10 protein-coding genes are annotated in these 17919 nt (G+C 46.1%); 4 read left to right on the forward strand and 6 right to left on the reverse strand.

Going from position 1 to position 17919, the window contains the following annotated elements; translation table 11 throughout:
• The first annotated feature begins 113 nt into the window (after positions 1 to 113).
• The 4 genes from fabZ (at position 114) to ABEB26_RS19950 (ending at position 5782) form a co-directional block, all read left to right on the forward strand.
• Complete coding sequence (fabZ, locus tag ABEB26_RS19935) at positions 114 to 539, forward strand: 3-hydroxyacyl-ACP dehydratase FabZ (protein ID WP_345723815.1); 426 nt, start codon at positions 114 to 116, stop codon at positions 537 to 539.
• Positions 540 to 578: 39 nt separating this feature from the next.
• On the forward strand, positions 579 to 1310 hold the full coding sequence (locus ABEB26_RS19940) for a response regulator transcription factor (protein ID WP_012189886.1): 732 nt from the start codon (positions 579 to 581) through the stop codon (positions 1308 to 1310).
• A 64-nt stretch (positions 1311 to 1374) separates the two neighbouring features.
• Complete coding sequence (locus tag ABEB26_RS19945) at positions 1375 to 1938, forward strand: GIY-YIG nuclease family protein (RefSeq protein ID WP_345723816.1); 564 nt, start codon at positions 1375 to 1377, stop codon at positions 1936 to 1938.
• Positions 1939 to 2170: 232 nt separating this feature from the next.
• A complete protein-coding gene (locus ABEB26_RS19950) occupies positions 2171 to 5782 on the forward strand; it encodes a glycoside hydrolase domain-containing protein (protein WP_345723817.1) in 3612 nt (1203 codons plus the stop codon).
• Positions 5783 to 5831: 49 nt separating this feature from the next.
• On the opposite strand, the gene ABEB26_RS19955 is transcribed toward ABEB26_RS19950, so the two are convergent.
• The 6 genes from ABEB26_RS19955 to ABEB26_RS19980 all read right to left on the reverse strand — a co-directional run bounded on the left by ABEB26_RS19955 (position 5832) and on the right by ABEB26_RS19980 (position 17722).
• Complete coding sequence (locus ABEB26_RS19955; RefSeq protein ID WP_345723818.1) at positions 5832 to 7904, reverse strand: Ig-like domain-containing protein; 2073 nt, start codon at positions 7902 to 7904, stop codon at positions 5832 to 5834.
• 9 nt (positions 7905 to 7913) lie between these two features.
• On the reverse strand, positions 7914 to 8666 hold the full coding sequence (locus ABEB26_RS19960; RefSeq protein ID WP_345723819.1) for a hypothetical protein: 753 nt from the start codon (positions 8664 to 8666) through the stop codon (positions 7914 to 7916).
• A gap of 22 nt (positions 8667 to 8688) precedes the next feature.
• Positions 8689 to 9540 carry a hypothetical protein gene (locus ABEB26_RS19965; RefSeq protein ID WP_345723820.1) on the reverse strand — a complete coding sequence of 284 codons (852 nt, stop codon included), beginning with the start codon at positions 9538 to 9540 and terminating at the stop codon, positions 8689 to 8691.
• A gap of 140 nt (positions 9541 to 9680) precedes the next feature.
• The gene (locus ABEB26_RS19970) at positions 9681 to 13400 is read right to left on the reverse strand and encodes a clostripain-related cysteine peptidase (RefSeq protein ID WP_345723821.1); all 3720 of its coding nucleotides are present in this window, start codon (positions 13398 to 13400) and stop codon (positions 9681 to 9683) included.
• An 88-nt stretch (positions 13401 to 13488) separates the two neighbouring features.
• Complete coding sequence (locus ABEB26_RS19975) at positions 13489 to 16269, reverse strand: CHAT domain-containing protein (protein ID WP_345723822.1); 2781 nt, start codon at positions 16267 to 16269, stop codon at positions 13489 to 13491.
• Positions 16262 to 17722, reverse strand: a complete 1461-nt coding sequence (locus tag ABEB26_RS19980) for an RNA polymerase sigma factor (RefSeq protein ID WP_345723823.1) — start codon at positions 17720 to 17722, stop codon at positions 16262 to 16264. Before ABEB26_RS19980 ends, ABEB26_RS19975 begins: the two co-directional genes overlap by 8 nt.
• Positions 17723 to 17919: the final 197 nt, after the last annotated feature.

A 17919-nucleotide genomic window follows, 5' to 3' on the forward strand; every position in this document is an offset into this window, starting at 1 on the left:
AAAACGATCCTAGCGTCAACGGATTTGCCGCTGGCTTTAGGCTCGGTTACACTAAGGCCTAGGCTATCTGAGAGCTTTGTGAGAGGTTTTGAAAGCCGCTAGGAGTGTAAGCAATGCTGACCGTTGAAGATATTTTGGCAATTCTGCCGCATCGCCCGCCGTTTCTGTTGGTTGATCGCATCTTGGAGATCGAAGATGGTGTGCGAGCAGTGGGCTTGAAAAATGTCACCATGAACGAGCCTTTTTTCGTGGGCCATTTCCCAGGTCGGCCTGTGATGCCAGGCGTATTGATTGTCGAAGCCCTGGCTCAGGTTGGGGCAGTAATCATTTTGCGCCAGCCCGAGTATGTTGGCAAAATTGTGATGTTTGCTGGGATCGATGATTTTCGGTTTAAGCGCCCAGTGACACCTGGTGATACACTTAAATTAGAAGTAAGCCTTGATAAAATGCGCCGCCGCATTGGCAAAGGCCAAGCTAAGGCCACAGTTGATGGCACAGTGGTTGCCGAAGGTGGGCTAATGTTTGCAATTGTTGATTAAGGATTGGCTTAAAACATTCGCCCACAGAAGGAGTCTGTTGTGGATACGTTCAATGTTGAGCTACGAGATAAGCTCATTCTGGTGGTTGATGATGAACCACGTTTAGTCACATTTATGCGCGTTAACCTCGAAGCCGAGGGTTGTCGCGTAATTAGCGCTGAGAATGGCCGCAAAGCGCTGGAAAAAGTGCGCGAAGATATGCCCGATGCGGTGCTGTTGGATATTATGATGCCTGGCTTGGATGGCTATGAAACCTTGCGCCGCCTACGTGAATTTTCGTCGATTCCAGTGATTTTCCTGACTGCCAAAGACGAAGAGGATGACCGGATTCGCGGCTTGGAGCTTGGCGCTGATGATTATATTGGCAAGCCATTTAGCCATCGTGAGTTGGTCAGCCGCTTGCGGGCAGTACTACGTCGCCATTATGTGACCCCAACTCAAGCGGTTTCAACCACCAAAATCGACGATCGGTTAACCGTCGATTTTGATCGACGCGAGGTTTTGGTCAATGGCGAACGGATCAGCTTGCGCCCAACCGAATATCGCTTGCTCTATCATTTGGTGCAAAATGCTGGCTTTGTGATGCCGCACGAAACCTTGCTAGCCAAAGTTTGGGGGCCAGAATATCGTGATGAAAGCCATTATTTGCGCTTGTATGTCACCTACCTGCGCCAAAAAATCGAAGAAGATCCAGCCAACCCACACTATATCTTGACCGAACGTGGGGTCGGCTATCGCTTCGTCGATTTCAAGAAGAAGCACGACGAGTAATAGCTGTTGATCAGATGCTCAATGCCTTAAAAAAGCATTGAGCTTTTTTTATATGTGAGGAGTTATGGACGATCAATTGATCCCACTGTTGCGGCCTACAACGATTATGCCTGTAGCAAAGCTAATCGATCAACTCGCTACTATTCCGGCAGAATCAGGGATGTATGGCTGGTGGTTTAAAACGCTTCCGCCGCAAGTTCCCAGCGCAGGCTGTTGGCAAGTTGATGACTGGACATTGCTACACATCGGAATTTCTCCCTCTGGCCATAACCCAAAAACGACCCGCCATTTGCGTCAGCGCTTGAATGATCATTTGTCTGGTGGTGCTAATCGTTCGACCTTGCGCATGAGTTTAGGCTGTTTGTTGAGCGAACAACTGAATTTACGTCTGGCTCCCCATGGAGCGAGTAAATATTTAACGTTTGGCGCTGGTGAGCAGCGGTTATCACGCTGGTTAACGCAACATACTGGGGTTTCATGGATGCTGCACGCCCAACCTTGGGAGCTTAAACCTATGATTCTTAAACAATATGTACTCCCACTCAATATTAAAGCTAATGATCATCCGTTTGTTGCGACGCTCAAGCATTTGCGGGAGCAGGCAAGGCTGCGAGTGGTTCGCGGCTAGAAATATATTCAAACGACTGGTTAATCATGATCTGATTGGAGCCATAATCCAAGATTAACCCTGTTCCTCTGCCAAAAAAAGACCCTAAATTGCTCTCTGTTGATAGGCTAAACCCTACTTTTGTTGCATGCATTTATTTGTTGGCCCTTATGATATGACTGCAACCAAGTTTAGCGTTCTAGCCAGAGCAATCTTAGGAGGCACTTTTTGGTGTTTTAGGAGGAATGTAATCATGCGATTTCGGCAGTCGTTGTATCGTTGGGGATTATTATTAGCTTGGTTGAGTCTTGTTATCAGCGTGTTTCCAACTTCGTTACAGGCATCAAACCATACTGAAACGCGCCTTAGCGGCCAATATGAATCAGCATTTAGTGGAACAACAATTTGGTTGCGGATCTGTGGCAATGGCCCAAAATATCGATTTCGTTCGACGCGAATTCATGATAATGCCATCTTGTGGGATCAAACCTATGATGTTGCCGTCAATGGCTGTACTCCATTTGCCTATCGCTCAATTATTGGAGCCCAAACTGGTGAGGAATTTCGGTTTTACTCGATGGTACTTGATCAACCAGTTAATGACGCTGATTTTCTGCAACGGGCGCGGCGGCATGTTTGCTATGTCAATAATGGCGCTACAGGCTCGATTAGCTGTCATCAAGAAGTTGTTAGTGCCCCCCAGGCAGCGATTGAAACTCCAACGCATAATCAAGGTTTAACTGATTCAGTGACTATTCGAGGATGGTTTGTTGATCTCGCGGCGGTGGCGAATTCAGGGATCAACCAAGTATCCATAACATTAATCAATCAAGAGGCTAGTTACACGCTAGGAAACGCAACGTATGGCTTAGCTCGTCCAGACATTGCGACCCAATTGGGTGATAGCCGTTTTACCAATGCTGGCTACGAGCTAACATTTGATACCCGCGCCTATCCTAATGGCAGTTATACATTGCAAGTTGCTGGCTATAGCACCATGAACAATAGCTGGATGCAGATTGAACAGCCTATTGTAATTGACAACAATTATCCACCACATCAGCCACCGCTCCAAACCCCAAACAACGGAGCGATTTTGAACGATTATGCTGTGAATTTCAGCTGGCTTGATGCAGGCGATCCTGATAATCGTCCATGGCCGTATCGTGAATTTATGTTGAAAGTTACCAATAGTGATCAATCTTGGGAACACATTACTGATTGGCAGACTGCAACGAGCGCTCAGCTTAACTTGCCGTATGATGGCACATATCAATGGCAAGTCCAAGCACGTGATGGTCACTTACTCAGTGGGTGGTCGAATCCATGGCATCTAACAATTGATCAACAAACCAATGTTGTGCATTCAGATACCATGTTAACTGGGCGGGCTGAGTGGGATGGGACAACGATTTTCCTCAAAGTCTGTGGTCAAGGCAGCAAATATCGCTTTCGCAGTGTTGATGTAGATACCAGCACAGTTTTGTGGGATCGAACATATACGGGGTTAACAGGCTGTAGTCCTAACTATCGGGCTGTGATTAATGGTCAAATTGGTCAGCAGTTTCGATTTAATTCAAGTGTCTTTAATGGCAATATTGCCGATGGAGATTTTCTCGCACGTGCCCGCCAAGATACTTGTATGATTGTTGGTCGTGGAATTATTGATTGCCAACAAGGTGCAACCCCGCCAGTTGCCGCAATTCATGAGGCGACTCAAATCCAAGCAGTGGTTGAGCATCAGGCCACTACGGTTAAATCAAGTGTTTGTGGTCAAGGTCGATATTATCGTATTCGCGCCGAATTATTAGAACCCCAACGTCAATTAGTTGATCACACGGCTAGCTTATTTGAGCGCTGTAGTACTCCTGAATCAGTTGCGGCTCGCTTGCAACCTGGCACAACCTTCAGATTATATTCAACCGTGATCAATCAAGCCTTAACTGATCAAGAATTTATGGCGAATGCTCGCCGCGATAGTTGTCGGGTTGATGGATTAGGCCAAATCCGCTGCCTTAGTGGTAATTTGCCCCCTGCTTCATTAGAACAGCAAGATAGCTATACAACGACTAGTCGTTTGCCCGGCTTTGATACCTGCGCAGCTCCGGCGCTAGCAACCATGCGGATTTGGTCAAGGCATAGCCCATATCGCAATATCGGCATCTATATTGGTGGCTCGGCCCGTGCTTGTGCGCAACCGAATCTTACTGCCGATTGGGTCAATCAAACCAGTCAATTGGGCTGGAATTTTATGCCAATTTGGGTTGGTCCTCAGGCTCCCTGTAGTAATTTTCGTTCACGGATGAGTGCTGAGCCGAGTGCTGCTCGCAACCAAGGAATTGCTGAGGCCAATGCAGCGTTAAATGCTGCGCAACAGTTAGGTTTAACCAATCTCGCCAAGGCCAAAGGAATCATCTACTATGATCTAGAGGCGTATCCGACGAACAATCCTAGCTGTCGAGCAGCAGTTAGGGCGTTTATTGATGGTTGGGTGAGCCAATTGCAAGCCCGTGCCAATAAAGCTGGCGTGTATGGCTCAGCTTGTGGCTCAGCCGCTAGTGATTGGGCACAAAACAGTTATAAACCTGATGCGGTTTGGATTGCGGCATGGAATCGCCCAAGCTACGATGCCCAAATGGGTGTGACAAATCTGCCATGTGTTGCAAACCATTTATGGCCAAATCAGCAACGAATTCGGCAATATACTGGGGGCCATCGCGAAACTTGGGGTGGGGTAACCCTGAATATTGATGTGAATGCACTTGATGGGATTGTGGCTACTGCTCAAGCTAATTATGCCACGCTTAATCATAAGCATAAACTCCAATCCGAGCCATCAATAACGCTGATCCAAGATCCGTTTGAACTGCGGTCGATCCGTTTGGTAGCGCCCAACCAAGGATGGATTATTCGCAACCAGCAATTACAGTGGACTGATGATAATGCCCGAACTTGGCGCACAATTACCCCTGCTTGGTCAAACCAAATTATTCACCAAGTTGCCTTTAGTGACTCAGTTCATGGATGGATTGTTAGTAGCCCTAATCCCGATGATTCAGCGGGGGCAATTAACCTTTGGCAAACCGCTGATGCAGGCCAAACTTGGCAAACTCACGTTATCACGACCATTAATGATTTAGTCAGCCAAGGAATGCCAACGCTTCACGATTTAACAATGCTTGATCGTAATCAAGGCTGGATGACCCTTAAATATGCTTCTAGTAGTAATTTTAGTTATGGGGTATTGCTTAAAACTTCTGATGCTGGTACGACTTGGCAAGCCTACCCACTACCAGTTGCTGGAACAGTGACAATGGTTGATGCCTCTCAAGGCTGGCTGATTGCCCATCCCACCAATGCTCAGCTTTATCGGACAATTGATGGTGGCGTAACATGGCAGCCTCATTCTTCAATTGGGACGGTTGAGCCTCAAGCACAGCTGTATATTGCCGAGATTAAGCAGTTGGATACTGGTGAACTGGCGCTGGTTGTGATTGAAACAACTGATCAAAAGCATACCATCAGTCTACGTATAAGTAGCGATGCCGGGCTTACATGGCATGGTACACAGTCTATGACGCTTGATCAGCCATTTGATTCAATCGATCAATTGCCTATAGAGATTGTATCGGCTCAGCAGTGGTTGATCGGTGCACCTGTGTTGGCTAATAGCTTACCTGCCCAACTCTACGATTTAGATTTTATCGACCAAGACCATGGTTGGGCCTATACGCGTAATGGGGAGTGCGATGGACTACGTTGTGCGGTTGAAACTGAATTATGGACAAGCCAGGATGGTGGATTAACATGGGAGTTAATTGATTTACCAGCGCAGCATGTATATTTACCAACGATTTTACGCTAATTCGCCAAAGCGCAGGGCGATTCCACACGTGGAATCGCCCTGCATTTTGTTACTTGCGTGTGTAGGGGAGATAGACCGTGTAAACCGCTGGTTCGGCAACTACATGGGTTCCCCAATATCCAAGGGTAAGCCGATAGTTGCTGCTGGTTGTATCGCCATTGTTAGCGATTGGTTGGCCGATTGTACCCATGATCTGATAATTGGCCGATTGCTGATTCGTGCCACCAAGTGCATGAATACTTTTAGGCAGTTGGTAATGGTTTGATTGTGGTACGGTTGGGTAAAAGTTTAAGTCGATTGTGCCTTCGAAGGTTGCCGAAGTATTCCCGGCATAATCTTTAACCTGAGCATAAATGCGCCCAGTTTGCTGGTGTTCACCAGTAAGCAATACCCATGACCAAGCTTTAAACGGTTGCCATTCGGCCCAATCAACTCCATTGTGGCTTAAGCGCATGCTCTGTAATGGGCTCCCTGTGCCATCGGCAACAAGATTAAGCGGCATGGCCAGACCATGAGCAAATCCCCAGCCATAATTTAGATGTACAGCCCCAACGGGTGCGGTTTGATCAAGAATCAGACTCCGGGTTCCCCCACTATTCTGGGCTAGATTGCCTGCATTATCCAGCACATCAATTGAAATAATAATTGACTGATCGGAAATGCCCTGCGGTATAGTCCATTGGCAGCGGTGTGGTGCTCCTGTGCTAGTGCAAATCTGCTGCCGTGTGTTGTTATATTGAGCATAGAAGCTAACTTCTTGAACTCCGCTTAAGCTATCACTTGCACCTGCTTTAATCTCAAGCTGTGGGCTGGTGATGATTGTATTGTTGAGTGGGCTGCTGATGTTGCCCTGGGGCTGGCTAATATCATAGCCAAACCAGCCACGACTGCTACTGGCTTCATTGCCAGCATTATCCCAAGCGCGGACATTGACTGTATGCTGGCCTTCGCTCAACCCACTAAAATCCAGCCAGCCTTGATTGGTGGCAAATTGCGGTGGTGGCCCTGGCGGGGTACTATCCCAAGCTTGGCTCATTCCGCGAACACCTGAGTCAGGATCGCTGATTTGCCATTCGATCCGTTGGTTGGTGTTATACCAACGTTCGGTTGCTGGCCCTGCCACAAAGTTAATCACTGGCGGAATTGAGTCTAGGGCATTGCTTGAAGTAAAGAAGCTACCAGGTCCACGTCGCTCACCATTCCGTTCAAGATAATTATTGGGGTATTGAATCGTCCAGCCATCCATGACGATCGTGCGATTTATTGGTACCACTAAATGAACGTGGGCGCTGTTGGCCTGTTGATTGGTATTGCCACAATCGCTGAAGGTACCAGCTCTAGCATTGCCTAAAATAGCTCCCCGCTGAACAACCCGCCCAAGCGCGATTGCATTACGATCCCATGCGGCTTGATCAAGGTGAACATAATTGATTTTCACCCCATCGCTATCCATGATTTCGACATTATACGCTAGGCCATTTGAGCCATTACAAATCCCAGTAATCGTGCCTGCTGCCGAGGCTAAAACCCGTTTGTCTGCGCCGCTGGTAATAAAATCTAGCGCAGCGGTATTGCCAAATACATCATGCCACGCTGGATTGCGGGCCGAGGTTAATGCCCATGCGAGATCTTTAACCCAAGGAAATTTATACTCTACCAAGGTTGGTTGTTGAGGTCGATTAGGATCAAGTTGTAAGATTTGCTTGGCATTCGCGCTCAGAAAGGTTGTTGGAGCATCGCTAACGAACTGATTGAATTGCTGGCTAGGAGCCGCTGCTGCTTGCCATTGCAGGTGTTGTTGCTGGGCAAGCAGTAAAATCGATGGTGCATGATCAAGCTCCGAACTTGAGGGTTGCTCCAAAACCAGCAGTGAAATAAGTGCCCAGCCTGCCTCCTGCCGCACACTGCCAACAAGATAATGGCTACTCGTTGGGTTGATTGTTGGTTGGCCCAGTGCCGCAATAACCGCTGGATGCAGATCGGCTGACAAGAGTCCTTTTGGATCAACCAAAATAGGGGCTTCGGTGCTCTGAGCGTATGATCGGCTTAAGATGCTACTACTTAGCAGAAAACTAATCACGATCAATCGAAACCATTGGCTTACAAGCTTTAAATGTTGCATATGCTGCTCCTAATTGCCTACTGCAATCCAACGAACGGGCGCGGTTACCCAATCGTTGCCACCGAATCGCCGCGCAACCCAAATCGTGAATGAAGTTGGCGTTTCATATTCGACATGACATGTCCAATCAAAGCCGCCTCCGCCCGCAGTTGAACATAATACCGTGGGGGTTTGGCTAAATGCATAATCTTCCAGCGAAATTGTTACATTGCCATAACTACTTTGATTGTTGATTCGAGTTGCGACCGCTTGGCCGTGGGCCAATTTGGTATTAGCCGTGGGTCCTTCGATCAGATTAGGTGCTTGAAGCTGGGTAATGCTGCCATTGGGGACGGTGCCAGCAACGGCGGCAAACGGGACACTGGCCAATTGACTACGGGGAGTCATTTCGGCATCGCCATTGACACTAATGCCTAACCACAGGGTTTGGGTGGCCAATTGGACATCAAGCGGGCTGAGGCTGCCAAGCAACACATGAAAGAGGCCTTGGTTGACGGCTACAGCGTTATTGCCGCTGCGAATTTCCGTCCAGAGCGAAGTGCCGCCAGCGGGGCCATTGTAGAGTTTAAAGATCATCGGCGTGGCTCCGCTAATCGGCTGACCAAGCGAATCGTTGAGTGTGCCTTGGTAGCTAATGGTGGTAGTTTGATTGCTGAGGGTTGGATTGGCGGTGATCGCCGCAAAACTGGAATGGGTTAGCACAATCGCCAAAACACTCAGTATGGTTAACAGATTGAGTAAAACCTGGGTTCGTAATTTCATGAAACAAATCTCCTAACGCGATTTATTGACCAACGGTTAAGACCACTTTGCGTTGAAAGCGTGGATCATTGTCGATTCCATATAACACTTGGGCGTTGGTTTGTTCGGTTGATGCGCTCATTTGGATTGTGAGTGTGCCACCAGCGAAATTATCAACGCTCCCAATCAAGGTTACTTGGGTAAAATCCTGGGTAATAACATGGCTAGGGCGATAATCTATCAAGGCATTATTAACTTTGAGGCTGAGTGAGCCATCGCCTAAGCCTTCTTCTAAACGGCCAACCAATGTCGCGTTGATACTAATATCGCCAGCTGGAACATCCTCAAAGATAAATTCGCTTAATAGCTGTGATGGAACTGCTCCCCGAATCCGAATTGCTTGAAGATCAGTCGCTTGGAGCGTTTGAATGGTTTGCTTCTCGCTGCTGATACTCTGGTTTGGTACATTGGCTGCAACTTGGGCAAAATGAACTCCACCTAATTGACTGCGGGGAGTCATTTCGGCATCGCCATTGACACTAATGCCTAACCACAGGGTTTGGGTGGCCAATTGGACATCAAGTGGGCTGAGGCTGCCAAGCAACACATGAAAGAGGCCTTGGTTGACGGCTACAGCATTATTGCCGCTGCGGGTTTCCGTCCAGAGCGGAGTGCCACTGGTGGGGCCACTGTAGAGTTTAAAGACCATGGGAGTTGCCCCGCTAACTGGTTGATTCAAGCCATCAACTAAACTTCCCTGATAGCTTATGGTGAATGGAGGATCGATTGCGCTAAAACTTGCGGTACGAGCAGAGGCACTTGTTAACCCTAATCCGAGGATAAACATAATCCAAAGATACAGTTTGCGCGGCGGTTGCGTTGATCGTTGGGCCATATAGATACTCCCTGAACTATCCCTAGATTGCACTAGGATGCAGCGTCTATGATAGAAGAGAGTATCGTTGCTGATATTTTTGGCATGCAGGCTAAAAACCAAGTCGAGGGGGTTTTTAACCTGCATACAGCTCGGTAAGCTTATTTCCGACTGATCGGGAGATATACAACATGGCGTTGATTGAAGGGATAGCCTGGCTCAGGTAATGGAATTTGGCCAGGTGGTAAGGCGGATGGCCCAAGGCTTAGGGTTAAATATTCATCCCACGCCGATGCCTGAGTTAATGAAAAGCGTTGATGATTGCGATATTCGGCCCATAAACTGGTAGGAACACTTGGTGAGTTGGGAGCTGGATAGTAGAGGCTAATGCCATTTGCCCCACTTAAATCTGTCGGGATCGATTGATACCGACTGGGCATATGATACCTTGCTCCGCTTGAAGCATCAGCTAAAATCAAAGGATTTGCGCCACTCAGGCTGTTTAAGCTGGTCTGAATTGCGCTCTGGAGCGTCGGATCACTTAATTCAGGACTACTTTGCAGCCGTTCAAGCCAATGCACAAGATCAATATATTCGTCGCTAGGACTAATCTCATATGAGCCATCGGAATCAAATTTTTGGCTCTGCTGGCGAATCTCGGCCAAATGTTGTCGCATAGCCACATTGGTACTGCTGATAGTGATTAATTGTTGTGCTACTTGATTAAGTGCAGTTAATGTGGTTTCACTACGTGCCAGATTAAGCAGAGCAATTGTATAGGGATATTGCTCTGCCAACGGGTTTAGACTGAGCTGATCGGCATGATTGGCATAGGTTTCAACAATAAACGTTGCTAAACTCTGGGGTGTCGTATATTCGCCAGTTTGCGCAAAGTAACGATCTTGGAGGAAAAAAGACCAAGCCAAATTTTGTGAAGCTACGATGTAACGGACATGATGGCGTAATTCATAGGCGATATCAAATAAACCCATCGAACAAGCATCGAAATGCAGCACATCAATTACTGGTTGATTGGCGATTTGGACTTCATCTAAGGCCGCGCGGAGTTCTGTGATCCTCAAATATTGATTTGAGCCACTCGAATCATCCCATGCTGTTCCTTGAATTCCATTGCCGTGGCCTGCAATTGCCAAGTAATAATACATTGCTGGTTTTTCAGTTTTGCCCCAACTAATAAAATCAGCCAGACCAGAGCTGGTATCCATTGCGACCTCACCAATTGGTTGATCACTAAATGTTCCATCTGGTTGTAAGGTTAGCCGACGAGTTGGTTGATTATAGCCATCAATTTGGGCAACAACATTGACATGAACATTAGGATTTTGTGCTTGAAGCTGGCGAATTCGAGCCAATAGGCCTTGGCCTAAGCCATCACTATCCATTGCCGCCAATAATTCCGAACCATCATTGGCACTATCAGCAACGAGGTACAGTAGAAAAGTCCAGGTCGTTTGAGGGACTGGGTAGATCCGTATTTCTATAAAACGTTCTTCTGAACTTTCACCAGCTTGATTCTGAACCCGTAAACTAACAATATGCTGACCAATCGAGGCATGCTGAATATCAAAATCTAAAACTGCTTGATTGCCGATTAAAACGCCATCGAAATACCATTGATACTGCACATCTGTATAGCTTGATTGACTACTATCGAAGCCTCGGCCATACATCACCAAACGATCGGTGTCTAAGGTAAGTTGTAATTTACCAGCCCATGTGATCGTCGCAATCGGTTTTGTATAGCGCATGGGGGTTAAAATTTGAATCCGTCGATCAAGACTATCGCTAACATAGAGGTTTTGTTGGTAAGCTGCTAAACCAACTGGCGTATTAAAGTGGCCGTTGGCTTGACCTAAACTACCAAACGCCTGAAGCGGCTGTCCATCGCTGTTAAAACGCTGGAGCATGCGTCCTTGGTGTTGGGCATTGCTGAGCCAGAGATGATTATTTTCATCGATTAATAACCAGCGTGGATGCCCTAATAAGCCATAGTTGCCCCAGCTTTTGACCCACGTTCCATCTTTACGAAAAACTTGGATGCGTGAATGATTGGTGTTGGAGGCCGCAAAGGCGCTATCTACAACATAGACAAGCTGATCTGTGCCAAGCGCAATGCCAATCGGGGCATCAAAATGGCCGTTACTTGTGCCATAGCCACCCCAAGCTAGCAAAAATTGCCCTTGTTGGTTGAATTTCTGAACTCGATGATTCCCATATTCGGTGACATAGATCTCGCCATTTTGCTGATCGATACTAATTCCTTGAGGCCGATCAAATGCTCCATTGCCAATTCCATAACTACCAATACTCATTAGCCACTGACCTTGGGAATTGAATTTCTGAACTCGATGATTATTGGTGTCTGCAATATAAATATTATTCTGACGATCGATCGCAATGCCGCTTGGGCGATTAAATTGGCCATTTGAGTTACCAAAACCACCCCATGAATGAATTAATTGTTGCTGCTGATCGAATTGATAAATCCGAGCTTGATCTTGATCGACAACATAGAGCTGGCCTTGAGCGTTAATCGCGATTCCATCAGGTTTGCGGATTTCCTGATCAGTTGCATCACTGCCCCATTCTTGAATAATTACCCCGTTTGAACCAATTTGTTGAACTCGATTTTGATTTAATCCATAGAGCTTTCCAGTTGCACTAAGTGCAAGATCATTAGCGTTTTGATTGTTTAATACTTCTAAAGTATAGCCATTTGCTGCAATTGTATAAATCTTTTGATTCCAAATATCGCTTACCATCAATGTATTTTGTTCAAGGTTAATTGTTACTGCTTTTGGTCTAAATCCAGGTTGTTGGCTACCAATTGTGCCAATATATTGACCATTACTGGTGAATTTATAAATTGCATTGTAGTAACCATCAACGATATACACTTGTTGATATTGGTCAACCGCAATATCTCGAATAATACCCAAAGGCTTATTGAGAATGAGTTTATAGTTCCAATGAGCTTGATGCTGTCCATTGAGCGTATTAATAATATCGACACTTCCATCGACGCTTAAGCCATATAACTGATTCATAGGCGTAAGCGCAATTTTTTCAGGTTGGTTTAATCCTTGATCGCTATCCCAAATCGCTACGACTTGACCATCAGCTTTAATTTTTTTAATACGTTGATTACCTGCATCAACAACGTAGACAAACCCCTGTTGATCTAAGCCAATATCTGAGATTCGAGCAAATTCATCGACAAGATTGCCAATTGAACCCCAACTTTGTTGAAATATCCCATTTTTAATCACCTGAATGCGGTAATTGTCACTATCAGCAACATAAATCGCATTCTCAAGCTGGCTGACTGCAAGTGCCTGCGGGTTACGAAAACTACCTAAAGCCCCGCTTGGCCATACTTTGGTTTGGAAGCGATAATCATTGACTGATTGACGGGCCAAAACGAGGTCAACCTGTTGCCCACCGCGTTGAACCGTATGGCTAATGGTTTGGGTATAGCCACCATAGGTTGCCGTAACGCTGATTGTTTGACCCGCGACGAGGTTCAATGGTGCGCCTGCCAAGGCTGTCTTATAGTAGGCATATGGGCTACCTGTATGAAAGTCTGTATTGAGGGTTTGTTGCGTTCCACTAGCGGTTTCAACCGTTACAATTGCCCCTTGAATAGTTGCTCCATCAAACCAAACATAGCCACTCATGCAGCAAATCGGGGTTGCCCCACTTGGTGGGGTAACTCCAATACAATCACCAGGCAAGCCAATCGGATCAGGCGCATAGCCTGAGTTGGTGAATTCAGCAAGAGTCGTTGCTGGCAGAACGATCCCAACGATGCTTAATCCAATTAAGCAAAGCCATAGTTTGAGCATCCATCGCAGCCGCATAACTTAACTCCTTCTACATGTTTAAGGCTTGTGGTCTATCCTAAGAGAGGCGGCGTTTGGGCTTTTTTGGCACTAATCTAGGTATTCGTTAGATACGGCTATGGCTAAATACTGCCCAAAAGGCGGGATGATTATAAAGTGGGTGTTGGCGTAGCCAAGCTTGACTTGTCTGGATTGCTTGAGGAACGTCTAAACCTTGGGTGAGGCCTTGATAAAAGCTTTGCATCCACAACATGGTTGCTTGATCATGGGTTTCCCACAAACTACTAATCACATGGCCCACTCCTGCAACAAAAAATGCTGATTGGAATGCGAGTAAAGACCCACCAGTGTCTAACCCTGTAGCAGTCGTACAGCCACTCAAAACAACTAATTCGCTGGCGTTCAAAGGTAATTCATAGCATTGTTCAACCGCAAAAACCCCACCCTTGAGTTGAATTGCCGAGAAGATCGGGGCATCAAAGCGTAATATACTATGGGCAGCAATATGGAGATAGCGCGGGCTAGTCTCTAATTGGCTTAAGCATTGATAATCGTCTGGATGATCAAATAAAGCTTGATGCTTGGGTAAAATCGCTTGGATCGCGCTAATCTCTGCTTCAATTTGCTCAAGCTTTCCCTCAGCTGAAGCACCAATCAATAGGGCTAGCTGAGAGTCACTGTACTCAGGTGGCTTGGTTGGTTGGCAGATTCCAGCACAAATAGTTAAACTGATCTTTACATTTGTTCCAAAATATGCTTGACCATCCCATAGCGCGGCAAATGGCACCAAATAGAGCGGATCGCAGGGTGAGATCAGAATCTGGCTATGCAGCTTGAAAGAGCCGAGCGGACGAATTAAGCAATCAAAACATTCACCTAATAAGGCCAGACTTTCTTGCTGCCACATGGTCAGTTGTTGCTGGAGCTGGGTTGGTGTCAGCGTTAGGACATTGCGGAAACTAAGCTGGAGATCGATCAGGAGTATTTTTAGTTGGTTGAGATCGACCAATCGATAGTGCTGGATACTCCCATTTTGTTCAATCCGCAGGGCATACAAAAAGTGCTGATCGGTATAGAACTCGATTAAACAACTGGCCTGATGCTGCTGAAAAACCATTGGCAGCGTGCCAAAACTTGGTTGACTGAATGCTTGATTATTGCGTTCACGGCGTAAGGTTTGAATTTGTTGTTCCAAACTTAAAATCTCGGCAGCAAACTCTGGATCAAACCCTGAGCGTTGCCCATATTCCCAGCGGCGACTCGCCAACAATTGGCGCAACTGGTTGAGTTGTTGTAATTCTAGAGGGTTAATCTGAAGTTGAGATTTGGCATGGATAATTTCGGCTAAAGCACTGCCTTTATAGTGCCATACATAATTTAACAAATCAGCCCAACGCCGCAATTGGCGACAGATTGCAATGGGTAGGTGGTATACCGCATAGGCTTGAGCATGAAAGCTGGCCTTGAGTTCTTCGACGCTAAGTGCTTGGCGGATCGCTTTTTCATGAGTTAATGCCTGATCAAAGGCTGTTAGAGCTTGAATTGGATCGAGTTCATAGGCTAAACGTCCCAAACCAGCATAACTATCACGGGCAAGCCACTGATGTTGTTCTTGTTGCGCATAGGCTAGTAGTTGCTGATAATGTTCGGTTGCTTGCTGGAATGCTGCTAGCTGTTGGGTTGCCTCAAAGCGTTGTTCGGCGGCTAAAGCCTTATATGCACCAATAATGTGGTACTGATAAGTAGGGTCAGGTAGCTGAAGCTGTGCCAGCTCTGTTTCAGCCAATTGATAGGCTTTTTGGGCTAATGCAAGGGCAATCTGTTCTAATCTGATTGTCAACAACCAACTTTGATGATCTAATGCTTGCCAACGTTGTTGTGCTTGCAATAACGCTTGATTTGCCTGATCAAAAGCCTGTGTGGCGCGAAATACAATTGCTAAACGGGCATATGCTTCGGCGACCTGTGGCTGCATGGCATGCTGTTCGAAGTGGTTGATGGCGGCTTGATAAACCTGAATTGCTGCGCCAAAACTCCCAAGGCGTTCAAAAAGTTGGCCTTCGCGCAGCCAAACCGATCCCTGTTCCATGTGGGCATGTTGGTGTTGAAAGCCCAAACGCGCCTGTTTAAAATAATCGATCGCCAAAGCTGGTTGCCCAAGATTGGCATACACTTCAGCGAGATTCATCGCGATTCGGGCAATTGTTAACCCATGGTCAAGCGCTTGGGCCAAGCGATAGCTGTTGAGTAATCCGGCTTCACTTTGGCGAAACTGCCCCTGATAAAAGAAGATTAGGGCTTGATTGACCGAATTTTCTAAAACACGATCCTCTAAGCTAAGTTGGTGGGCCATAACAATTGCTTGGCTAAAACAAGCTAGGGCAGCAGGATAATGGCGATGGCGACTCAAAACAATGCCATAATTTTGCTCCAAAACTAATTGATAGCTAAGATCAAAACCTTGGTAGCGTTGTTTGGCCTCAGCATAGGCGGCCTCAGCTGCTTTAAAATCGCCACGGTCGGCATAGGCACCAACCAAATTACCCAATAATCGCGCAATACTAAGATTATCGGTTTGCTTGCGGTAGAAACTTAATGCTTGTTCATAGAATCCAAAAACCTGTTGATGATCGTGATAAATCGCCCAATTACCACGCGCCCAATCGGCTAGTGCCTGAATTTCGGGGTCGGAGCTTGCCAAGGCAGCTTCAATGGCGGCTTGGCTGAACCAATCAGCTAATTGGCCGTTTACCCGTAAATGCTGATCACTTTGGTGCTTGAGTTCGGCTATACATTGTAGACAGGGAGGATGTTGTTGCAGCCAAATGTGGCGTTGCGGCTCAGCCAAGCGCTGATAATGCTCAAGCCATGTCCGACATTCATGCATCGGCCTGAACTCCTTCGATGCTGATTGCTTCAAGGATGATCTGGCCATGGATGGTCATGATCTCAAGGGTGTAGTGGCCGGCTGGAATGTTTAAAATTCGGAAGCGGGCTGCTTGAGGTTCGCTACTGCTAAACGTGTGATTTGGATCGGTAATTGATCGCAGGGTTAATGCTTGTAGCTCATGGGCTGCTAATTGGCGATCCTCGAGTAGCCGAATTTGGCCTGCAAGATCCCAGCGCTGCTGATTGAGACTTTGCCGATCTGCTCTTAATGTAATCCAATAGCGTGGAGTCTCAAAATCCCAAATTGTATTACTTGCCCCACGTAAGCCAAAACTTAGTGGTTTACGAAATAGTGCAAAGGTTGGTTGTGGTGGTTCAAATCGCTGATCAAGGTGATCAAGCAAAACGAGAATATCTTGGCATAGTGGACAGGTTTTGATATGAGCATAGACGATTAATTGCGGAGTTGTAGTTAATAGCTTTTCTTGATAGGCAAGCAGTTGCTCTGGATCAGGACAGCTTAAGCTATGCATAAACCAACGGAACGGTAAAATACGTTGGGCTAGGCTCCGTGCGGCGGCTTGACATGCCGTTGAGGCGCTAATTTGTGCTTGGATTGTTGGTGATGCTAGCCCTAGCACATAATCTAACAATACATCGGTGGTTAATGAACATGGTTGACCCATTAGTGTATCCTCAGCCTCAGTATCAGAACTAAATTTTGCTACTGTAAGCGAGTCAACTGGTGCTCGATTTTGGCATTCTTCAGCAACGAGATTGGGGTTATATTGTTGGATAATTGGATCGTTTTGAAAGCGCCGTACCAACCGTTGAATGATTTTGTTGATTTCTTGAATATCCTGAAATCGCTGTTGATAACGGTCTAGAATTTCTCTAGGCTTATATTCATAGATAAATTTAAGGATGAAAACTAATCGCTCTTGCTCATTATGGCTTAATTCGATTAAACGTTGAGTCAATTGATGTTCATCAGCACTATTTAGCTGATTGGTGTCGATTAGGGTAATATCTGCAAAAACTGGATTATTAATATCTAGATATAAATGTTGTTTAGGCTCATTTTGTGCCTGACGAATGATAACGGTTTTAACACAGCGAAATAAATATTTAAGATAGCGCGATAAATTGTAACTTTCAACAAGCTCCTGATTTTTTGGAGCATAATGATAAAAGTTACTCCAAGCCTCTTGGAGAATATCATCAGGATCAGCAAATTGACTATCATTGATCCAATGATAGATTAAACCCTTAAATTGCTCGTAAATAGCGCTCCATGCTCCTTGATCATTACCTTTTAACGCTCGCCAAAAAAGCTCTGAACAGGCGGCTGATTCACTTTCCTGTTCTTGGATAAAGCGATAACGCTCATTGCGACAATGCTTTATAACTTCGGCAATCGGCTGATCTGCAAAGCTCGGCAATTGACCCATGACCATGTTCCTTTAACCAGTAAGACTAGAATAAAGCTGCGCCATTGTACCATAATCTATATCAAATTATCTGCATATGATCGGATATCTAGCTATGAAATTTCCTTATGTAGCTTCCATATCGTTAGGATTCGTTGATAACTGATCAATTGAGCCAGGTAGAATATTAATCTATAACAAGTTCGGGTTTTGCTTGG

Origin of the sequence: Herpetosiphon gulosus (assembly GCF_039545135.1) — a bacterium.
Classification (GTDB): domain Bacteria; phylum Chloroflexota; class Chloroflexia; order Chloroflexales; family Herpetosiphonaceae; genus Herpetosiphon; species Herpetosiphon gulosus.

Coding starts and splice junctions, on each gene's coding strand:
- fabZ (WP_345723815.1), top strand. CDS start 114: ATGCTGACCGTTGAAGATATTTTGGCAATTCTGCCGCATCGCCCGCCG.
- ABEB26_RS19945 (WP_345723816.1), top strand. CDS start 1,375: ATGGACGATCAATTGATCCCACTGTTGCGGCCTACAACGATTATGCCT.
- ABEB26_RS19950 (WP_345723817.1), top strand. CDS start 2,171: ATGCGATTTCGGCAGTCGTTGTATCGTTGGGGATTATTATTAGCTTGG.
- ABEB26_RS19955 (WP_345723818.1), bottom strand. CDS start 7,904: ATGCAACATTTAAAGCTTGTAAGCCAATGGTTTCGATTGATCGTGATT.
- ABEB26_RS19960 (WP_345723819.1), bottom strand. CDS start 8,666: ATGAAATTACGAACCCAGGTTTTACTCAATCTGTTAACCATACTGAGT.
- ABEB26_RS19965 (WP_345723820.1), bottom strand. CDS start 9,540: ATGGCCCAACGATCAACGCAACCGCCGCGCAAACTGTATCTTTGGATT.
- ABEB26_RS19970 (WP_345723821.1), bottom strand. CDS start 13,400: ATGCGGCTGCGATGGATGCTCAAACTATGGCTTTGCTTAATTGGATTA.
- ABEB26_RS19975 (WP_345723822.1), bottom strand. CDS start 16,269: ATGCATGAATGTCGGACATGGCTTGAGCATTATCAGCGCTTGGCTGAG.
- ABEB26_RS19980 (WP_345723823.1), bottom strand. CDS start 17,722: ATGGGTCAATTGCCGAGCTTTGCAGATCAGCCGATTGCCGAAGTTATA.